General features: G+C 65.5%; 16 protein-coding genes. 10 read left to right on the forward strand and 6 right to left on the reverse strand.

Going from position 1 to position 20,316, the window contains the following annotated elements:
• Positions 1–110: 110 nt before the first annotated feature.
• Positions 111–1,124 (reverse strand): ADP-ribosylglycohydrolase family protein, encoded by a 1,014-nt coding sequence (locus SFA35_RS10415; protein WP_320577945.1) that lies wholly within the window; start codon positions 1,122–1,124, stop codon positions 111–113.
• On the reverse strand, positions 1,121–1,834 hold the full coding sequence (locus SFA35_RS10420; protein WP_320577947.1) for a GntR family transcriptional regulator: 714 nt from the start codon (positions 1,832–1,834) through the stop codon (positions 1,121–1,123). The genes SFA35_RS10415 and SFA35_RS10420 overlap by 4 nt, the downstream gene beginning before the upstream one ends.
• Positions 1,835–2,165: 331 nt before the next feature.
• On the opposite strand from SFA35_RS10420, the gene SFA35_RS10425 reads away from it, so the two are divergent.
• The gene (locus SFA35_RS10425; RefSeq protein ID WP_320577949.1) at positions 2,166–3,473 is read left to right on the forward strand and encodes an MFS transporter; all 1,308 of its coding nucleotides are present in this window, start codon (positions 2,166–2,168) and stop codon (positions 3,471–3,473) included.
• 1,193 nt (positions 3,474–4,666) lie between these two features.
• Here SFA35_RS10425 and SFA35_RS10430 read toward each other — a convergent pair.
• From SFA35_RS10430 to SFA35_RS10445, 4 genes are read right to left on the reverse strand one after another with little or no spacing between them, the layout of a single operon-like run.
• Positions 4,667–5,302: an N-carbamoylsarcosine amidohydrolase gene (locus SFA35_RS10430; RefSeq protein WP_414058512.1), complete on the reverse strand. Its 636-nt coding sequence runs from the start codon at positions 5,300–5,302 to the stop codon at positions 4,667–4,669.
• Positions 5,303–5,323: 21 nt separating this feature from the next.
• Positions 5,324–6,076: an Asp/Glu racemase gene (locus SFA35_RS10435; RefSeq protein ID WP_320577952.1), complete on the reverse strand. Its 753-nt coding sequence runs from the start codon at positions 6,074–6,076 to the stop codon at positions 5,324–5,326.
• Complete coding sequence (locus SFA35_RS10440) at positions 6,073–6,912, reverse strand: alpha/beta hydrolase (protein WP_320577955.1); 840 nt, start codon at positions 6,910–6,912, stop codon at positions 6,073–6,075. The genes SFA35_RS10435 and SFA35_RS10440 overlap by 4 nt, the downstream gene beginning before the upstream one ends.
• The gene (locus SFA35_RS10445; protein ID WP_320577957.1) at positions 6,909–8,057 is read right to left on the reverse strand and encodes an FAD-dependent monooxygenase; all 1,149 of its coding nucleotides are present in this window, start codon (positions 8,055–8,057) and stop codon (positions 6,909–6,911) included. Before SFA35_RS10445 ends, SFA35_RS10440 begins: the two co-directional genes overlap by 4 nt.
• A 319-nt stretch (positions 8,058–8,376) precedes the next feature.
• On the opposite strand from SFA35_RS10445, the gene SFA35_RS10450 reads away from it, so the two are divergent.
• From SFA35_RS10450 to SFA35_RS10490, 9 genes are all read left to right on the forward strand, one after another.
• Positions 8,377–9,429: a 2,5-dihydroxypyridine 5,6-dioxygenase gene (locus SFA35_RS10450; protein ID WP_320577959.1), complete on the forward strand. Its 1,053-nt coding sequence runs from the start codon at positions 8,377–8,379 to the stop codon at positions 9,427–9,429.
• 108 nt (positions 9,430–9,537) lie between these two features.
• The gene (locus SFA35_RS10455) at positions 9,538–9,981 is read left to right on the forward strand and encodes a MarR family winged helix-turn-helix transcriptional regulator (RefSeq protein WP_320577961.1); all 444 of its coding nucleotides are present in this window, start codon (positions 9,538–9,540) and stop codon (positions 9,979–9,981) included.
• Between the two features lie 70 nt (positions 9,982–10,051).
• Positions 10,052–10,591: a (2Fe-2S)-binding protein gene (locus tag SFA35_RS10460; protein WP_320577963.1), complete on the forward strand. Its 540-nt coding sequence runs from the start codon at positions 10,052–10,054 to the stop codon at positions 10,589–10,591.
• Entirely contained in the window at positions 10,584–14,162 is a 3,579-nt protein-coding gene (locus SFA35_RS10465; RefSeq protein ID WP_320577966.1) for a molybdopterin cofactor-binding domain-containing protein, read from the forward strand. The genes SFA35_RS10460 and SFA35_RS10465 overlap by 8 nt, the downstream gene beginning before the upstream one ends.
• 85 nt (positions 14,163–14,247) lie before the next feature.
• Positions 14,248–14,931: a TetR/AcrR family transcriptional regulator gene (locus tag SFA35_RS10470; protein ID WP_320577968.1), complete on the forward strand. Its 684-nt coding sequence runs from the start codon at positions 14,248–14,250 to the stop codon at positions 14,929–14,931.
• Between the two features lie 643 nt (positions 14,932–15,574).
• Complete coding sequence (locus SFA35_RS10475; RefSeq protein WP_320577970.1) at positions 15,575–16,633, forward strand: aromatic ring-hydroxylating dioxygenase subunit alpha; 1,059 nt, start codon at positions 15,575–15,577, stop codon at positions 16,631–16,633.
• A complete protein-coding gene (locus tag SFA35_RS10480) occupies positions 16,620–17,576 on the forward strand; it encodes a PDR/VanB family oxidoreductase (RefSeq protein ID WP_320577972.1) in 957 nt (318 codons plus the stop codon). Before SFA35_RS10475 ends, SFA35_RS10480 begins: the two co-directional genes overlap by 14 nt.
• Positions 17,577–17,652: 76 nt before the next feature.
• The gene (locus SFA35_RS10485; protein WP_320577974.1) at positions 17,653–18,903 is read left to right on the forward strand and encodes an FAD-dependent monooxygenase; all 1,251 of its coding nucleotides are present in this window, start codon (positions 17,653–17,655) and stop codon (positions 18,901–18,903) included.
• Positions 18,904–19,020: 117 nt separating this feature from the next.
• Positions 19,021–20,241, forward strand: coding sequence for an ABC transporter substrate-binding protein (locus tag SFA35_RS10490; protein ID WP_320577976.1), 1,221 nt, complete (start codon positions 19,021–19,023; stop codon positions 20,239–20,241).
• The last annotated feature ends 75 nt before the right edge of the window (positions 20,242–20,316 follow it).

Genomic DNA, 20,316 nt, shown 5'->3' on the forward strand with positions numbered 1-20,316 from the left:
GCAAGTGCGATCCATCGTAAAAGGGCTTTCTCCTGGGCGAGAAGGCCCGGTCGCCGCTCCAGCGAGGGAGCGCGACAAAGGTCTTGTTGTATTCGGCAGGCGGCGCTGTATCAGCCCGCGCGCAGTACCAGCAGTTGCTCGACCAGCGGTTCGAGGTCCAGCGAATTCACCGAGTCGAGTTGCTCGATCAGCGGTTTTGGCCAGGCCTGCATGCCTTCGCAGGCGCCGAGCATGGCGCCCAGCACGGCGGCGATGGTGTCGGTGTCGCCGCCCAGGCTGGCCGCCGTGCACAAGGCATCGAAGGCACTCAGCCGACCGTCCGCGACGCGGTGGGCGAGGGTGAACGCGGCCACTACCGACTCCTGCGAGGCTACCGAGGTGCCGATCACGTCGTGCACCCGGTCAGCCAGCTCGGCGTCGCTGCAGTCGGCGCACAGCGCTTTGGCCCAGTGAATGCGCGCAGCGATGCGTCCGCCGGCGATCCAGTGACCATGCTCTTGGGCGGCGAGGGCGACATCGGCGCCGATCGCCAGTGCCTGGCTCAAGTTTGCGCCGTTGATACCGGCGGAAACCACTGCGGCCACGGCGGCCGCGCTGGAAATGCCCAATGTGGTGTTATGGGTCACCTGGCAGGCCTGTACCACGTGGGCGATGAAGCCCTGGCGGTCGTCGACGTCAGCGGCGATACCCACCGGGGTGATGCGCATGGCCGCGCCGTTGGTAGTGCCGAACCGCCCGGCTTCTTCGGGGCTGTGGCCGGCGAGGATCATCTCGATGGCGCGCTTGGTCGAAGGCCCAAGCAGGTCATGCGAGCCCTTGGCTTTCATCGCCGCTTCCCATTCGATCAGGCTGTGGGCCAGCGCCGAGGGCTCGATACGACCGTTACCTGCGATCAGCAGTTGCGCGACCAGCACGGCCTGCTCGGTGTCGTCGGTGATCGAGCCGGCAGGCATGTTCGGGGCGATGGGCTGGTCGGCATCGGCGGCGATCAGGCCGGTGATGCGGCCGTAGCGCTGCTGGATAAGCGCGCGCGGTAGCGATTGCGTCGGCATGCCCAGGGCGTCGCCCAAGGCCAGGCCGTAGAAAGCGGCCAGTGCTCGATCATGATTAACGGCGGCGGTCATGTGGACGATCCAAAGGCGAGGTGTAGACGAAAATGCACGGGGTCCAGCAGGCTCTCCACGTGCTCCATGAAACGGGCGCGGCGGTCGAACGTGGTCCGCACGGCCTTGAGAAAAACCGAGCCGGGCTCGCGACCGAGCAGCGTCGCGTCCTCGCGATTGAGCGGTTCGGCGCCGATCCATTGATCGCCCTTGTCGCCAACGAAACCGTGGGCGGCCATGGTGACGGTCAGTGACTGCTCCAGCAGGCCGTCGCGGGGCAGGTGTTCGAGGCCATCGACGGCCGGAATCAGCGCGCGCTCCAGCGACACCACATGGCCTTGGCCGTCGATACGCCGACGGTCCAGGGCAATGAAGCTGCTGGTGCCGAATCGCACCTCCAGATCAGGGCGCTCCACGGCCACCAGGCGCAGGGTTTCGGTGCGCACACTGGCGCCGCTGTCGGCGAGCGCCTGGGCCCAGCCGGCACGCTGGTCCAGCGAGAAGCCGTCATAGGTGACGATCGAGCCGACGCCGGTCTGAGTGGCAATGAACTTGCGCCGCTTGAGCTCCAACAGCGCTTCGCGCAGGGTGCCGCGGCTGACGTTGAACTCCTGCGCCAGCATGTTCTCGCCGGGCAGCAGATCTCCGGAGTTCATCTGGCCGCTCTTGATGCGACGCACGAGCTCGTTGATCACCTGGGTTTTCTTGTCAAATCGAACCTGTCTAGTCATGTACAATTTATAGGCCTGGTGAGCGGCGTGAGGCAAGCTTTTTTTATGCCGGTGGATGAAGTGGATAGAGCCGTGCGCTGTCGCGGTGCCGTCGGCAGGGAACGCGCACTGTTTTCGGGATAAGAAGCGTATACGCTATTAAATGAGTATTCTTTATCGGCATCTCAGGGAGAGGCGTATTGGAATGGCTATTAGAAATAACACGTTAAATCAGACAGGTAAAAATTTCTATACGGTGAACTGATCGGCTATTCCGTGTGGCCCGGCTTTTGCTTTGACTGGTATATCAAGCGTGTAAATTATTTACGCCGGTCCTCACAGGAGATTCACCATGTCTACCAGCAGTGTAGCCTCGGCCGAGCTGGGCGCGTCCGACACCCAGCCGATCTACCGCAAGGTGATCTGGCGGCTGATCCCGTTTTTGTGCTTCTGCTATCTGGCGTCTTACCTGGACCGCATCAACGTCGGCTTCGCCAAGCTGCAGATGCTCGACACTCTGCACATGAGCGAGACCGCCTATGGCCTCGGTGCGGGCCTGTTCTTCGTCGGCTACATCCTGTTCGAAGTGCCGAGCAACCTGGCGCTGGAGAAGTTCGGTGCGCGGATGTGGATCGCGCGGATCATGATCAGCTGGGGCCTGTTGTCCGGCCTGACCATGTTCGTCTCCAACGAGTGGCAGTTCTACTCGCTGCGGTTTGCTCTAGGTGTGGCCGAGGCCGGCTTCCTGCCGGGGGTGCTGTATTACCTGAGCCAATGGTTTCCATCGTGGCGGCGCAGCCGCATCATTGCCCTGTTCATGATCGGCTTGCCGTTGTCCAGTCTGCTCGGCAGCCCGCTGTCCGGCTGGATCATGGGCAACTTCAACGGCGTGTCGGGTCTGGCCAGCTGGCAGTGGCTGTTTCTGCTGGAGGCGCTGCCGACCGTGCTGCTGGGCTTTCTCTGCCTGGTGGTGCTGCCCAATGGCATCGGGGATGCCAAGTGGTTGAGCGACAGCGAGAAGGCCGAGCTGCGCGGTGTGCTGGCGGAGGATCAGGCCGAGAACAAGGGTGGCCATTCCTTTCGTGACGGCTTCTTCGATATCAAGGTGTGGATGCTCGGTGGCATCGACTTTTCCATCCTGCTCAGTGCCTACGCCATGGGCTTCTGGCTGCCGACCTTCATTCGCAATGCTGGCGTTGCTTCGCCGGCCCAGATCGGCCTACTGGTGGCGATCCCCAGCCTGGCCGGCTTGTTCGGCATGCTGGCCATCGGCGGCAGTTCGGACCGCCATCGCGAGCGGCGCTGGCACATCGTGGTGCCATTCATCATCGGCGCCGGTGCGATGTTTCTCAGTACGTTCTTTACCCATAACGTGGCGGTAACGGTGTTGCTGTTCTCGCTGGCGTCGCTGACCATCATCGGCGCGGTGCCAGTGTTCTTCAGCCTGCCGGCCACTTTTCTCAAGGGCACGGCGGCAGCCACAGGCTTCGCCCTGGCCTGTTCGGTGGCGAACATTGCCGGGCTGGTGAGCAATTCGTTGATGGGGGCGGTGATGGACCATTTCCACAGCCCGCAGGTGGCGATGTGGATCTTCGCCGGTTGCCTGCTGCTGAGTTCGTTGCTGGTGCTGGCGTTGCCGGCGAAGACGGTCAATCGGTAAGGACGGATACGCGAGGGCGGCTGGCGAGATGTCCAATATGGCCACCACCGGCCGCCCGCGCGGCCTCTCGGGGTCTTCGCCCCCTCCCACAATGGATTCGCGATCAAAGTGGGAGGGGTCGCAGACCCCGAGAGGCCGCCAGGCCGGTTTGATCTTCGGGCGCCTGGCGAAATGGCCAATATAGCCACCACCGGCCGCCCGCGCCGCCTATCGGGGTCTTCGCCCCCTCCCGCAATGGATTCGCGATCAAAGTGGGAGGGGTCGCAGACCCCGAGAGGCCGCCAGGCCGGTTTGATCTTCGGGCGCCTGGCGAAATGTCCAATATGGCTACCACCGGCCGCCCGCGCGGCCTCTCGGGGTCTTCGCCCCCTCCCGCAATGGATTCGCGATCAAAGTGGGAGGGGTCGCAGACCCCGAGAGGCCGCAAGGCCGGTTTGATCTTCCTGGCGCCTGGCGAAATGTCCAATATGGCCACCACCGGCCGCCCGCGAGGCCTCTCGGGGTCTTCGCCCCCTCCCACGATGGATTCGCGATCAAAGTGGGAGGGGGTCGCAGACCCCGAGAGGCCGCCAGGCCGGTTTGATCTTCGGGCGCCTGGCGAAATGTCCAATATGGCCACCACCGGCCGCCCGCGCGGCCTCTCGGGGTCTTCGCCCCCTCCCACAATGGATTCGCGATCAAAGTGGGAGGGGTCGCAGACCCCGAGAGGCCGCCGGGCCGGTTTGATCTTCGGGCGCCTGGCGAAATGGCCAATATAGCCACCACCGGCCGCCCGCGCGGCCTATCGGGTCTTCGCCCCCTCCCGCAATGGATTCGCGATCAAAGTGGGAGGGGTCGCAGACCCCGAGAGGCCGCCAGGCCGGTTTGATCTTCCTGGCGCCTGGCGAAATGGCCAATATGGCCACCACCGGCCGCCCGCGCGACCTCTCGGGGTCTTCGCCCCCTCCCACGATGGATTCGCGATCAAAGTGGGAGGGGTCGCAGACCCCGAGAGGCCGCCAGGCCGGTGTGATCCTCCTGGCGCCTGGCGAAATGTCCAATTTGGCCACCACCGGCCGCCCGCGCGGCCTATCGCGGGCTTCGCGCGCTCCCACGATGGATTCGCGATCAAAGTGGGAGGGGTCGCAGACCCCGAGAGGCCGCCAGGCCGGTTTGATCTTCGGGCGCCTGGCGAAATGGCCTTGACGCGATCCCTAAACGTTCCCGCGCCCCTGCAAATACTCCAACACCTCTTCACGCAACACCACATCTCCATACTTGCTGTCGATATCGAACAGGTTGGCCTCGTGTGGCGCTTCGTGGCGGTCGCCGACGCATTCGCGCACGACGATGCCGCGAAAGCCGTATTGCACGGCATCGACGGCGGTGGCGCGCACGCAACCGCTGGTGGAGCAGCCGGCCATGATCAAGGTGTCGATACCCAGCGACACCAGCATCGGCGCCAGGCTGGTGCCGAAGAACGAGCTGGCGTACTGCTTGGTGTACACCACCTCTTCAGGCAGCGGCTGCACCTCGCTGCAGAACGCGGCCAGCGGGTTGCCTTCGACCATGTCCTTCATCACCGGCGCCTTCTTCACCCACATGCCGCCATCGGCGAAATGCCCGGGGTGGTAGCGGATGTTGGTGTGGATCACCGGGATGCCGGCAGCACGCGCTGCCGCCAGCAACGCCACACTGTGCTCGACGGCGCTGACCACGCCCGGCGCATACAGCGGCGCGCCGAGGGTGGTGTAGCCCTGCATGAAATCGATCATCAGCAGCGCCGGGCGCTGGCCGAAGCCGATGCGGTTGCCCCAGACGCCGGCGTAGTTGTCCTGTGCAGTGGTCATGCCGATTCACTCCTGATCAGTTCAATAGGCGCCGGAGAGCAGGGCGCCGGCGCCGGGAACGATGGGTTCCAGCTGCAGGGCCTTGAGCATGGCGTAGGTGGTGGCGATGGCGGCGGTGAGCACCGGCTTGCCGGTCTGTGCCTCGACCTTGGGTACGGCGCCCAGCGAAGGCATCTGCACGCAGGCCGAGAGCACGATGACGTCGACGCCTTCCAGGTCCAGGCCGGCGACGATGCCTGGCAGGTTGGCCGGGTCGTGCCGGGCCACTTCCAGGTTGTCGGGAATTTCCAGGGCGTGCCAGACCTTGACTTCGATGCCTTCGTGCTCGATGTAGTCGACCACCAGTTCGGTCAGCGGCTTCATGTAGGGGGCCACCAGGGCGATGCGCTTTGCGCCGAGCACCTTTAGGCCGTCGACCAGCGCGCCGGCGCTGGTAATCACCGCGGCCTGGCTGTCGTTGTCACGCACCACCTGGCCGAGACGCTGCTGGGATTCGCGGTGGTAGCCCCGGCCCATGGCCATGATCGCCACCAGGCAGGCGTAGCCGAGCACGTCGACCCGCGCGTCGGAGAGCTCCAGTGCGCAGCGGTCGGACTGCGCGTCCATGGCTGCCAGCTCGTCCTTCTTCACGTGCTTCATGCGCATCCGCGCGCTGTGAAAGGTAAAGCGCTCGGGGCGGATCAACTGGCGCGCGGTGAGCATCGCCGGAATCTCGGTTTCCATGGTGGTGTTGGAGCTCGGCACGATCTGGCCGATGCGGTAAGGCTTGTTCATGGGCGCTCCGCTGAGGTAGGCGTCGTGGTGCTGAAGGGGTTGCCGAGGAAGGTGCCAAAGGCCTTGAAGAAGCCTTCGAAGTCGTCCCACGGAATCATGTGGCCGCCGTCAGGCACCCGCACCGTTTCGATCGAGGGTTGCAGGCTGCGGATTTCCGCTTCGTCCTGGGCATCGATGACGCCGCCCTTGCCAGCAATCATCAGCAGGGTCGGCAAGGTGTTTTTCGGGAAGTCCTGGTGGATGTCGACTTCGTGGAAGTCGCGGTGGGCCTTGAGGATCGCCGGCTCGTAGCAGGTGTGCAGCCATTCGGCGCGCAGCGCGCGCTGCTCCAGGGTCCAGGTTGGGCAGAAGGTCAGCATGTCGTCGGCGCTCATGCCCTTTTCGGCCTGGCGAATCGAGTCGACGTACCACGGCAGCTTGCCCGGGTACTCGCGCCGGCCCGGGCCGGACACCGGCGGGTCGACCAGCACCAGGCGGCTGATGCCCGCGTCAGGGTGGCGAGTGGCGGCGCGCAGGATGAAGCGCGCGCCCATTGAATGGCCGACCAGCACGTAGTCCTGCAGCCCCAGCACCTGGGCGAAGGCGACGATGTCATCGGCGCAGGCGTCGGTGCCGTAGTCAAGGTCGGGCCCGCTGGCCGACAGGCCGCGGCCGCGGGCATCGAGCACGTAGACGTCGAAGTGCTCGGCCAGGCGCTCGGCGACGAAGCCCCAGGTGATCGCCGGGCTGGTGATGCCGGGGATCAGCAGCAGGGCCTGGCCCTGGCCGCCGTAGCGCAGGTAGTGCTGGCGGATCTGGTTGGCGTGCACGTTGGCGCCGTGAACGAAGCGGCTCATGCCGGTACCTCTGTCTTGAGCGGGTGGTCGAACAGTTCGTAGCCATAAACCCAGGCCGGGTCTTCCTGGGTGCGCAGCCAGGTGTTGGCGTTGGACACCGCCTGCACCCGCGAGGCGCGGTCCTTGCGGTTGGCTTCATAGAGGCGGAACGCGGTGCTGTAGTCGCTGAGCCCGGTCTCCTGCAGGCAGCGGGCGAGCATGGCGCCGTCCTCGATGGCCATGGCCGCGCCCTGGGCCATGTGCGGCTTCATGGGGTGGCAGGCGTCGCCCAGCAGGACCATGCGCCCGCGGCTCCACACCGGCAGCGGCTGACGGTTGAGCAGCGGCCACTTGGTGATGCTGTCGGCGTTGGCGATCAGCGCCTGCACCGTGGGGTGGTAGCCGGTGAAGGCTTCGTACATGGCTTCGCGGCTGCAGTCGACAAAGCTGGCGTCGCCGCCTTCCCACTGGGCCTGGGGCACGCCGCTGACGAAGTAGTATTCGTCGCGCTTGCCGGTGGTGTAGTAGACCATCAGGTGGCGGTCGGACGACCACCACTTCACACAGTCTTCGAAGTTGAAATCGTACTGGGCCAGCTTCTCTGCCGGGATCAGCGCGCGGTGGCCGACCCAGCCGCTGTAGGTCGGCGCTTCGGCGCCCAACAGGTGTTCGCGCACGCGCGAGTTGATGCCGTCGGCACCGATGACGATGTCGGCGCGGGCGGTGCTGCCGTCGGCGAAGGTCAGCAGCACATCGTCGCCGCTTTCGTCCAGGCTCAGCAGGTGCTTGCCCATGTGCACGCTGTTCGGCGCGATGGCGGTCATCTGCAGGGCGTGCAAGTCGCCGCGGTGCACCGTGAGGTAGGCCGCGCCGTATTCCTTGCGGGCGAACTCGCCCAGGGGGATGCGCGAGAGGTATTCACCGTCGGCGTCGCGGCTGAACCAGAAGTCCGGATGCGAGCCCATCGCCTCCAATTGCTTCTCGATGCCCTGGCGGCGAAAGATCTTCAGCACGTTGGGGCCCATGTGGATACCGGCGCCCTGGCGGGTGAACTGCGCCGCCTGCTCGTAGATGTTGACCTCGAAGCCTGCCTGTTGCAGCGACGCTGCTGCAGCGGCGCCGCCCAGGCCGCCGCCGACGATGGCGATTCTTTGTGTTGCCCGCATGGGGTGTCTCCTCGTTAGCCTGTGCCGGTGAACCCGGATAATGGTGAAACTAAAGTGTGTACGTTGTTTATTTGCAATGCGAAGAGCGTGCCTGAATCGACGGGTGGAGGTCCGCTATTTGCCTTGAAAAGCTTCATAGCTGTGCTATCTCGGGGAATTTGCTCGGGCCTGGGGATTGGCTCGGGCATTGCACGGGCTTTCGGGAGAAATTCGGATTTGTTGAATAACTAGCGTACACATTGCAGCTATTGCACCATTCAAGCGCTTGCTGCTCCCCGATGGTGCATTTTGCCCAACGATTTCAGAGAGGAAACAGACGATGGCCGTCAGTGATGTTGAATTGACCCAGATGTTCGAGCACGTGCTCAAGCTGTCCAAGGTCGATGCCACGCAAAGCGTCGCCTTACTCAAATCCCATTACTCCAACCCGCGTACCGTGCGCGCCGCCACCGAGGCGGCACAGCGCCTCGGCGCCCAGGTGTACGCCGTGGAGCTGCCGTCGTTCAACGCGCCGGTGGCCATGGGCAACGACATGACCGCCTACTGCGGCGACACCGCCCTGACCGGCAACCTGGCCGCGCAGCGTGCGCTGGAAGCGGCCGACCTGATCATCGACACCATGATGCTGCTGCACTCGCCCGAGCAGGAGCAGATCCTCAAGACCGGCACGCGCATCCTGCTGGCCGTCGAACCGCCGGAGGTGCTGGCGCGCATGCTGCCCACCGAAGCCGACAAGGTTCGCGTGCTGGCCGCCGAAGAGCTGCTGAAGAAGGCCAGGACGATGACCGTGCGCTCGGCCGCCGGCAGCGATTTTCGCGCCGCGCTGGGCCAGTACCCGGCGGTGACCGAATACGGTTTCGTCGACCAGCCCGGGCGCTGGGACCACTGGCCGAGCGGCTTCCTGTTCACCTGGCCGAACGAGGAAACCGCCGAAGGCGTGCTGGTGCTGGACGTCGGCGACATCCTCCTGCCGTTCAAGACCTACTGCCGCGAGCGCATCACCCTGGAGATCGACAAGGGCTTCATCACCGGCATCCACGGCGGCTTCGAGGCCGAGTACCTGCGCGACTACATGAAGTACTTCAAGGACCCCGAGGTCTACGGCATCTCGCACATCGGCTGGGGCCTGCAACCGCGAGCGCAGTGGACCGCCATGGGCCTGCACGACAAGAACGACGGCATGTGCATGGACGCCCGGGCGTTCTATGGCAACTTCCTGTTCTCCACCGGCCCCAACACCGAGGTCGGCGGCAAGCGCAAGACCCCGTGCCACATGGACATCCCGCTGCGCCACTGCGATATCTACCTTGACGACCAGGCCGTGGTGCTGGCCGGCGACGTGGTCGCGCCAGAGGCATCCATCGCCCGTTGACGGCAGGCCCTGCGACCCTCGCACGCCATCTCCAGGCATGGAGATCGAGGGTCGAGCTGGGGTATCTTATGGCGCTTTCGTCCGCCCAATTCGAGCCTGTACCCATCCATGAGCCTGCCTCCAGCGCCCTACGTCTTTTCCGAGCAGATCGGCCACTTGCTGCGCAAGGCCTACCAACGCCACCTGGCGATTTTCCAGCAGAATGTCGGCGACTCGCAGCTGACCGCCGTGCAGTTCATCACCCTGTGTGCCCTGCGTGACAACGGCCCCTCGTCGTTGACCGAGCTGGTGGCGCTGACCGCCGTCGACCAGGCGACCATCCGCGGCATCGTCGAACGCCTCAAGGCCCGCGAACTGGTGACCCTGGGCCATGATCCGCAGGACAAGCGCAAGGTCATCGTGCACCTGAGCGACAGCGGCCTGCAGGCGGCCGAGCAGACCGTGCCCAAGGCGCAGACGATCAGCGAACTGACCCTGCGCAACCTCAACCCGGGGGAGCGCGTGGCGCTGACTTTTCTGCTGCGCAAGATGATCGAAGACCCGGTCGAATAAGGCTTTTTGCAAAGCTGGCATCGCTCTTGCTGTTCACCCATGCAGTACTTCATGAGTGAAGAGCCGAGACATGAACAAACCCCTCACGCGCACGGCCACCGCCAGCGTCAGCTGCACGGTCAATGGCCAGCCGGTGACCTGCACGGCCATGCCCGACACACCGCTGCTGCTGGTGCTGCGCAACGACCTGCAGCTCAACGGCCCCAAGTACGGCTGCGGCCTCGGTGAATGCGGCGCCTGCACGGTGATCGTCGACGGCAAGGCCGCGCGCTCCTGCGTGATCCCCATCGGCGGCATGGCCGGGCGCAACATCACCACCCTCGAAGGGCTGGGCAGCCGGCAGCACCTGCACCCGGTGCAACAGGCCTTCGTCGACTGCCAGGCCGCCCAGTGCGGCTACTGCCTGAACGGCATGATCATGACCACCAAGGCCTTGCTCGAACGCAACCCCGACCCCAGCGAAGAGCAGATCCGCCGCGCCTTGTCGGCCAACCTGTGCCGGTGCGGCACCCACCTGGAGATCCTCGCGGCCGTGCGCCGCGCCGCCCAGCTGTGCCGTGCCCAGCCTTGTGATGCCCAGCCTAAGGATGAGAGTTCCAGCGATGCGTGACGCCACCACCCCGATTCCGACCCAGGCCGAACTGCTGCAGCGCGATGGCGTGCTGCTGGTGGTCGACCAGATCCAGCCGCCCTCAGGGCTGGTTCCCAAGGGCCAGACCCCGGTGCTCAAACCCAGGGAGCTGGGCCTGTTCATCGCCCTGTGCGCCAGCGGCGAATACTATGCCTTCAACGGCCACGTCGACCTCGGCACCGGCATCCAGACCTCGCTCGGGCAGATCGTCGCCGAGGAGCTGGACCTGCGCATGGACCAGCTCAGGGTGGTGCTGGGCGACACCGCGCGGGCGCCGAACCAGGGAGCGACCATCGCCAGCGCCACCTTGCAGATTTCCGCGATACCGCTGCGCAACGCTGCTGCCGAGGCGCGCCGCTGGCTGCTGGCGGCGGCGGCCGCGCGCCTGGGCAGCGAAGCCTTGAGCATCGAGGCTGGGGTGATCAGCGCCAGCGACGGTCGCTCGCTGAGCTTTGCCGAATTGCTCGAAGGCCAGCACGTCGAATTGACCATCAGCGGCAGCGCACCGCTCAAGGCCGCCGCCGACTACAAGCTGGTCGGGCAAAGCTCGGCGCGGGTCGACATTCCAGCCAAGGCCACCGGCGAGCGCACCTTCGTCCACGACATGCGCGTGCCCGACATGCTCCATGGTCGCGTGGTGCGGCCGCCCTACGACGGCTACGACACCGGGGTGTTCGTCGGCAGCAGCCTGCTCGATGTGGAGCGCGATTCGATTGCGCACATCGAAGGCGTGGTCGAGGTGGTGGTGATCGGCGACTTCATCGGCGTGGTCGCCGAACGCGAAGAGCAGGCGATCAAGGCCGCCCGCGAACTGGTGGTGCACTGGAAGCCCTGGCAGCAACACCTGCCGGATCTCAGCGACATCGAGCAGGCGCTGCGCAACAACCCGTCCATCGAGCGCGTGGTGCACGACACCGGCGGCGTCGACGCGGCGCTGGCCAGCGTCGCCACCCGCCTGACCCGCCGCTACCTGTGGCCGTACCAGCTGCACGCCTCGATCGGCCCGGCCTGCGCGGTGGCCGACTATCACCCTGAAGCGACCCGCATCTGGTCCGGCACGCAGAACCCCCACGCCTTGCAGGCTGACCTGGGCTGGCTGCTGGAATGCGACGAGAAGCGCATCGAGATCATCCGCATGGAAGCGGCCGGCTGCTATGGGCGCAACTGCGCCGATGATGTCTGCGCCGACGCGGTGCTGCTCTCGCGGGCGGTGGGCAAGCCGGTGCGGGTGCAGCTGACCCGCGAGCAGGAGCATGCCTGGGAGCCCAAGGGCACCGCGCAGTTGATGGACGTCGACGGCGGCATCGACGCGGCCGGCGACCTGGCTGTGTACGATTTTCGCACCCATTACCCGTCCAACGGCGCGCCGACCCTGGCGCTGCTGCTGACCGGCCGGGTCGAGCCGGTGCCGGTGGCCTACGAGATGGGTGACCGCACCGCCGTGCCGCATTACCGCTACCCCGAAGTGCGGGTCAGCATCGAGGACATGGCGCCCATCGTTCGCGCGTCCTGGCTGCGCGGGGTCTCGGCGTTGCCCAACGTCTTCGCCCATGAATCCTATATCGACGAGCTGGCCCATGAGGCCGGCGTCGATCCGGTGGAATACCGCCTGCGCTACCTGCCCGACGAGCGCGCCGCCGAGCTGGTGCGCGCCACCGCCGAGCGCGCGCAGTGGGCGCCGCACACCCAACCGCGGCAGACCCCCGCTGAAGACGGCGTGCTGCGCGGTCGCGGCTTCGCCTACGCGCGCTACATCCACAGCAAGTTCCCTGGCTTCGGCGCCGCCTGGGCGGCCTGGGTGGCGGACGTCGCCATCGACAAGAGCACCGGCGAAATCGCCGTGACCCGCGTGGTGGTCGGCCATGACGCCGGCATGATGGTCAACCCGGCCGGGGTGCAGCACCAGATTCACGGCAACGTGCTGCAGTCCACCAGCCGCGTGCTCAAGGAGCAGGTGACCTTCGAGGAGTCGCGGGTGACCAGCAAGGAATGGGGCGGCTACCCCATCCTGACCTTCCCCGAGGTGCCGCAGGTGGACGTGATGATGATGCCGCGCCCCAGCGAACCGCCACTGGGCGCCGGCGAATCGGCCTCGGTGCCGAGCGCGGCGGCCATCGCCAACGCGGTGTTCGACGCCACCGGCATCCGTTTTCGCGAGTTGCCGATCACCGCCGAGCGGATTCTCGCCGCGTTGCAGGCCAATTCGCCCAAGGACCCGACCGACCCGGTAGGGCTGCCGTATGCCGCGCCGGTCAAAAGCAAAAGGCGCAAGTGGCTGTTCGGCGGCCTCACCGGGCTGCTCGGCGCCGCCTTGGGCATCGGCCTGACCGCCATGCCCTGGCGCATGGAGATCGCCCGGGTGGCCCCGCCGGGCGCCGGTACCTGGAGCGCCGCGACCCTGGAGCGTGGCCGACAGTTGGCCGCGGCCGGCGACTGCGCGGTGTGCCATACCGCGCCCGGTGGGGTGGCCAATGCCGGCGGCCTGGCCATGCAGACGCCGTTCGGCACGCTGTTCAGCAGCAACATCACCCCCGATGCGCAGACCGGCATCGGCAACTGGTCGTTCGCCGCCTTCGACCGCGCCATGCGCCAGGGCATCAGCCGTGACGGCAAGCACCTGTACCCGGCCTTTCCCTACACCGCCTTTCGCAACATCAAGGAAGCCGACATGCAGGCGCTGTATGCCTACCTGATGTCGCAACCGGCCGTGCCGAGCACGCCGCCGGCCAACCAGATGCAGTTTCCCTACAGCGCGCGGCCATTGATGGCGGGCTGGAACAGCCTGTTCCTCAAGCAGGGCGAATACCAGGACGACCCCACACAAAGCGCCCAGTGGAACCGTGGCAGCTACCTGGTCAACGGCCTCGGCCACTGCGCCGCCTGCCACTCGCCACGCAACCTGATGGGGGCGGAGCAGGGCGGCGCGCGCTTTCTCTCCGGGGCCATGGTCGATGGCTGGGAAGCGCCGGCGCTGACCGGGTTGTCGAAGGCGCCGACGCCGTGGACCGAAGACCAGCTCTACGCCTACATGACCAGCGGCTTTTCTGCCGAGCACGGTGTCGCGACCGGGCCCATGGGTCCGGTGGTCAGCGAGCTGGCGACCCTGCCCGACGAGGATCGCCGGGCCATCGCCCACTACCTGGGCACGCTGGAAGGGACGCCGGCTGCGGCGCCGCGCGCGGCTGTGGCGACGGCCCCCAGCGCCGCGAGCCTGGCCAACGGCCGGCGGGTCTTCGAAGGCGCCTGCCAAGGCTGTCACAGCGCCCAGGACGGTGGCCCCGAGTTGTTCGGCGTGAGCCCGTCGATGGCCGCCAACACCAACGTGCACAGCGACCGCCCGGACAACCTGATCAAGGTCATCCTGCAGGGTATCGGCAACCCTGCGGTCAAGGACCTGGGCTATATGCCGGCGTTCAAGGACAGCCTTTCCGACACCCAGGTCAGCGATCTGGCGGCGTACCTGCGCTCGCGCTTTGCTGCCGACAAGCCCGGCTGGCCGGCGCTGGACAAGCAGGTGGCATGGTTGCGCGCCAATCCCGGGACGCATTGACGGTGGCGCGCTGCTCAGCTCTATAGAAATTAAACGGCCAATCAATTAATTTGGCGGCTACGACTTCCCAAGGTAGCCAGCATTGATGGAAACGCTCAGCGGGCCGGCGACGGCCAAGGGTAAAGGCAAAAGAAAAGGACCGGGCCGCCCGGAAGGCGCGAGCAACCTGCGCGATGTGATTCTGGACGCTGCCGAGGAGTTGTTCGCCAACCTGGGATTCGCCGGCACGACGATGCGCGAGGTGTCGGAGCAGGCCAAGGTGACCCAGGCGCTGATCACCTACTACTTCGGTTCCAAGTACGGGTTGTTCGAGGAGGTCTTCCTGCGCCGTGGCAGCGCCATCTCCGATGAGCGCCTGAAGAATCTGCAGGCGCTGCAGCAGCAGGGCGGCGCGGTACCGGTGCGAGAGATCGTGCGGGCGTTTCTGCTGCCCACCGTGGTGCTGCGCACCAGCCTGCAGGGGCGGCATTTTCTACGTCTGCAGGCGCGCCTGCACACCGAGCCGCCGGAGATTTCCTATGCGCTGCGCGACCGCGCCTACGGCACCTCGACCCAGCGTTACGTGGATGCGTTGAAGGAAGCGGTGCCGGGGCTCAGCGACCTCGATGCGAATTGGCGGATTACCTTGATGGTCGGCACCTACCTGTATGCCTTTTCCGACAGCCATCGCATGGAAGAGCGTTTGCCCGATGGGCAATACGACCCGGATGACTGGCAGTCGCTGATCGAACAGGTGACCAGTTTCGTGGTGGGTGGCATGTCAGCCTGAGCGCCTGGGCTTGGCGATAGGGAGGGGTAACCGGCGTGGGAGGGGGCAAAGCCCCCGAGAGGGAGCGCCAGCGACCGGTTTGATCTTCAAGGCACCACAATAGGCAGCTCGGCCCAATGCAGTGCACCACACCCTCGGCAAAATCACTCAGCAATCCCGGAAAACCCATAATAATTAGCTAGTTAATTAAATTGCACGAGAGGGGTAACCGGCGTGGGAGGGGGCAGAGCCCCCGAGAGGGAGCGCCAGCGACCGTTTTGATCTTCAAGGCACCACAATAGTCAGCTCGGCCCAATGCAGTGCACCACACCCTCGGCAAAATCACTCAGCAATCCCGGAAAACCCAAAATAATTAGCTAGTTAATTAAATTGCACGGGAGGGAAAACCGGCGTGGGAGGGGGCAGAGCCCCCGAGAGGGAGCGCCAGCGACCGGTTTGATCTTGAAGGCACCACAATAGTCAGCTCGGCCCAACGCAGTGCACCACACCCGCGGCAAAGTCACTCAGCAATCCCGGAAAACCCATAATAATTAGCTAGTTAATTAAATTGCACAACTTGGCATGACCCCTGCTTAACGTTAACCACAAGAATTAAACGGTTGACCAATTAATTAGTGCTCCGCCCCGGAGCAGAGGAGTCGTGATGAACCTGATAGCCGTTTCCTCACATCAGCCCGTTACCGCCGCCGATGGCTGCCAGGACCCGGTGCTGCTCAATGAATGGCACGTGGTCGGCTACAGCAGCGACTTTGTCCCAGGCACGATCTACCCGGTACGCTTGCTCGAACGCGAACTGATCGTCTGGCGCAGCGATGACGGCCAGGTGCATGTCTGGGAAGACCTGTGCATCCACCGTGGCGCGCGCCTGTCCAAGGGCTGGATCAAGAACGACCAGGTGGTGTGCCCCTACCATGGCTGGCAGTACAACGGCGAGGGGGCCTGCACCCTGATGCCGGCGGCGCCGGACGAAAAGCCGATGAAGAAGGCCCGCGCGTTTCCCTACCAGGCCGTCGACCGCTACGGTTTCGTCTGGACCTGCCTGGGCACCCCAAGCGCGGACATTGCGCTGTTCCCGGAGTGGCAGGACGACAGTTTCAAGAAGGTCCACAGTGGCCCTTATGCCTACGCCGCGAACGGCTTTCGCGCCGTGGAAAACTTCATCGATGCCTCGCATTTCCCGTTCGTACACGCCGGCCTCAATGGCGTCATGGACAACCCCGACCGCCTCGAGCCCTACACCGTGGAGGAGGTCGACACCGGCCTGCGCTCTTCCGAAGTGCGGGTGTTCCAGCCGTGGGGCGATGCCCGTGGCAAGCCACTGGTTGCCTTCTACACCTACCATGCGTTTCGGCCGCTGGTGGGCTACTTTTCCAAGCGCACCCAGGACGCCGACGCCAGTGGCCAGGTCATCAGCGACCAGTCCGACACCTTCTGCACCTTGTTCACCGTGCAGCCGCTGGATGCCGTGAACTGCATCGTGCGGGTCTGCGCGGCGCTCAACGTCAACCCCGCACCGGACGCCGAGTCGGTGCGTGCGCGAGCCGACGTGGTGTTCGGCCAGGACCGCGAGATCGTCGAAAGCCAGCGCCCCGAGCGCATCCCCACCGAGCTGCGCTACGAACTGCACCACCGCACCGACCTGATGGGCCAGCGCTACCGCACCTGGCTGCGCAACAAGGGCATCAGCTATGGGGTTATCTGACGGCATGCTCCAGGTCCGCCTGCAGGCCATCGAATACGGCGCGCCGGGTGTCAACCTGTACACCTTCGCCAGCCTCGACGGCCAGCCCCTGCCGGTGTTCGAACCGGGCGCCCACGTCGACGTGGCGCTGGCCCCGGACCTGCTGCGCCAGTACTCGCTGCTGTGGCCGCCGAGCGATCCGGCGCAGTACCGCATCGCCGTGCAACTGGCCGAAGTGGGCAAGGGCGGTTCGCGCAAGCTGCACTTCGAGTCGGTGGTGGGCGCGACCTATCAGGTCTCGGCGCCGCGCAATCACTTCGCCTTGCAGGCAAGCGAGGATCCCTGTCATTTGTTCGCCGGCGGCATCGGCATCACCCCGATCGTGTCCATGTACCGCCAGCTGAAGGCGGCCGGGCGAGCGGTGGTGCTGCATTACTGGGCAGGCGATGCGCAGCACATGCTGTTCCACCGCGAGCTGTGCGCCGATCCTGCGGTACGTCTGTATCACACCCGGGTCCCTGGGCAAGCCGCGCCACGCCTCAAGGATGTACTCGCCGCCATCCCGGCCCAGGCGCAGCTGTACTGCTGCGGGCCGCAGGCAATGATCGACGAGTTCGACCAACTGACGCTGCAGCGCCCCGCAGGGACCGCCCACCGCGAGCGCTTCAGCGCCACCACCGACGCCTTGCAGCCGGGCGATACGTTCCGCGTGCACCTGCAGCGCTCGGGATTGACCCTGAGCGTGGCGGCCGAGCAGAGCCTGTTGCAGGTCTGCGAGGCGGCCGGTGTCGACGTCGCCTACTCCTGCGAGGAGGGCGTGTGCGGTGCCTGCGAAGTCAAGGTCCTGGCCGGCAGCGTCGAGCATCGCGACACCGTACTCAGCCCGGCCCAGCGCCTGCGCAACGACAGCATGATGATCTGCTGCTCGCGCGGCATTGGCGACAGCCTGGTACTGGACCTGTAGCGCGTCTGCGGCAGGTCGTGACTGAACCCCATTGACAGCCCCGGCGGCCTGCGTCCGCCGGGCAAGAGGAACACCCATGGACAGAGCATTGCGAGTCGGCATCATCGGCGCCGGCATCGGCGGCGTCACCCTGGCCCGCGCCCTCGCGCAGCAAGGCATCGAGGCGCGGATCTTCGAGCGCGCGGCGATGTTCGGCGAGGTGGGCGCGGGCGTGCAGATGACCCCCAACGCGGTCAAGGTGCTCAGCGCGCTGGGCCTGGACGAGCAGTTGAAAAAAATCGGCTTTCTGCCTGAGGCCATGATGGGGCGCAACTGGAAGACCGCCCGCGAGCTGTTTCGCACGCCGCTCAAGGCCAGCTGCCGCGAGCTGTACGGCGCCGACTTCTACCACGTGCATCGCGCCGACCTGCACGCGGCGCTGGCCAGTGGCATCCAGCCTGGCCAGGCCAGCTTTGGCGCGCACTGCGTGGGCCTGGAGCAACGCGCCAATACGGCGGTCGCGCAGTTCGCCGACGGCAGCGAGTTCGAGGCCGACCTGATCGTCGGCGCCGACGGCGTGCGCTCGGTGATCCGCGAGCGGCTGTGGGGCCAGGAAGCGGCCAACTACACCGGGCACATGTGCTGGCGTGCGCTGGTCAAGGTCGACCAGCATCCGCTGCCCTTCGTCAGCCCCGACTCCAATTTCTGGATGGGGCCCAAGGGCCACGTGGTCACCTACTACGTCAAGGGCGGGGCGATGGTGAACATCGTCGCGGTCAACGAAAGCCCGGCCTGGGTCGAGGAGTCATGGAATGCCAAGAGCTCACAGGCCGAGTTGCTGGCAGGCTTCCAGGGTTGGCACCCGAACCTCATCGAGCTGTTCAAACGCGCCGACCCCGACGCCATCTACAAATGGGGCCTGTTCGACCGCGACCCGATGCCCACCTGGTCCAAGGGCAACGCCACCCTGCTGGGTGACGCCGCGCACCCGATGCTGCCGTTTCTTTCCCAGGGCGCGGCCATGGCCATCGAGGACGGCTATGTGCTCGCCCGTTCGTTGGCCCACCACGGCTCGCAGCACCTGCAACAGGCCTTGCAGGCCTACGAGGCAGAGCGCCTGCCGCGCACTCGCCGGGTCCAGCTGGAAGCTCGCGAGCGCGGCCGCACCTATCACCTGCCTTCGGCCTGGTCGCAGCTCAAGCGCGACATGGCCTACCGCTGGCGGCAGTTGCTCAATCCCAATGCGGTGGGCATCCAGGCCAACTGGGTCTACGAGTACGACGCCCGCGACTGCGGCTCGCGCTTCTCCGCTTTTCAGGCACCTGCGGCCCGCCTGAAAAGCGCCTGAATCATGGCTGGCAAGCCAGTTGGCATAGCTGTTGCTCTGGCCTGTACTGCCCACGTGAAGCACCCGGAAACGCCCTGATGCTGTGCAAGCCTTTGAATCGATCAGTTGGAGAACACCATGGATACGCGTGCACGTTTCACCCAGTCGAACCTGCTGGCGGGGGCGATCGCTTTATGGATCAGCGGAGCTGCCTGGGCAGCCGACACCATCAAGATCGGCGACATCAACAGCTATAAATCCCAGGCCGTGTTCACCGACGGCTATAAAAAAGGCATGGAGCTGGCGGTCGAGCAGATCAACGCTGCCGGCGGCATCGATGGCAAGAAGCTGGAGCTGCTGACCCGCGACGACAACGCCAACCCCGGTGACGCCATTCGCCAGGCCGAAGACCTGATCGAACGCGAACACGTCGACGTACTGGCAGGCGCTTTCTATGCACACATCGGCACCGCGCTGTCGGACTACGCCAAGCAGAAGAAACGCTTCGTGCTGATCACCGAAGCGCTCAGCGACAACATCGTCTGGAGCGCCGGCAACCGCTACACCTACCGCCTCGATGCTTCCACCTACATGCTCACTGCCGCCCTGGTCGACGAAGCGGCCAAGCTTCACAAGAAGCGCTGGGCGCTGGTGTACCCCAACTATGAATTCGGCACGGCGGCGGCCAGTGCCTTCAAGACCCTGCTCAAGGCCCGGCAGCCGGACGTCGAGTTCGTCACCGAGCAGGCGCCGCCGCTGGGCAAGGTCGACGCCGGCAGCGTGGTCCAGGCCCTGGTCGATGCCAAGCCGGACGCGGTGTTCAACGCCCTGTTCGGCGCCGACCTGGCCAAGTTCATCCGCGAAGGCACCACCCGCACCTTCTTCAGCGAACAGCTGCCGGTGCTCAGCATCATCACCGGCCAGCCGGAATACCTGGAGCCGCTCAAGGACGAGATACCACCGAACTGGACCGTTACCGGCTACCCCTGGTACAGCATCGACACCCCGGCGCACAAAGCCTTCGTCGCGGCCTACCAGGCCAAGTACGGCAAGGAGAACCTGCGCTTTGGTTCGGACATCGGCTACTCGGCGATCCAGTCGATCGCCGCCGGGATCAAGGCCGCAGGCGGCAAGACCGACTCCGAGTCGATGGTCGAGGCGTTCAGTGGCCTCAAGCTGAAGACCCCGGACGGCCCGCTGGAATTTCGCAAGATCGACCACCAGGCCACCTGGGGCCTGTACGTCGGCAAGCTGGCGGTCAAGGACGGCGGCGGGGTGATGGAGAACTACGTGTTCAAGCCAGGCGATACCTTGCTGCCCTCGGATGACGAAGTGCGCAAGCTGCGCCCGGCCGAGTAAGCGGCTGGCGGGCGTATGGGTGCAGGTTGGCCCGTGCGCCACGCCGGCCGGCTGTTTTGCGGTGTGACCTCCAAA

The organism is Pseudomonas sp. HR96 (genome assembly GCF_034059295.1).
GTDB lineage: Bacteria > Pseudomonadota > Gammaproteobacteria > Pseudomonadales > Pseudomonadaceae > Aquipseudomonas.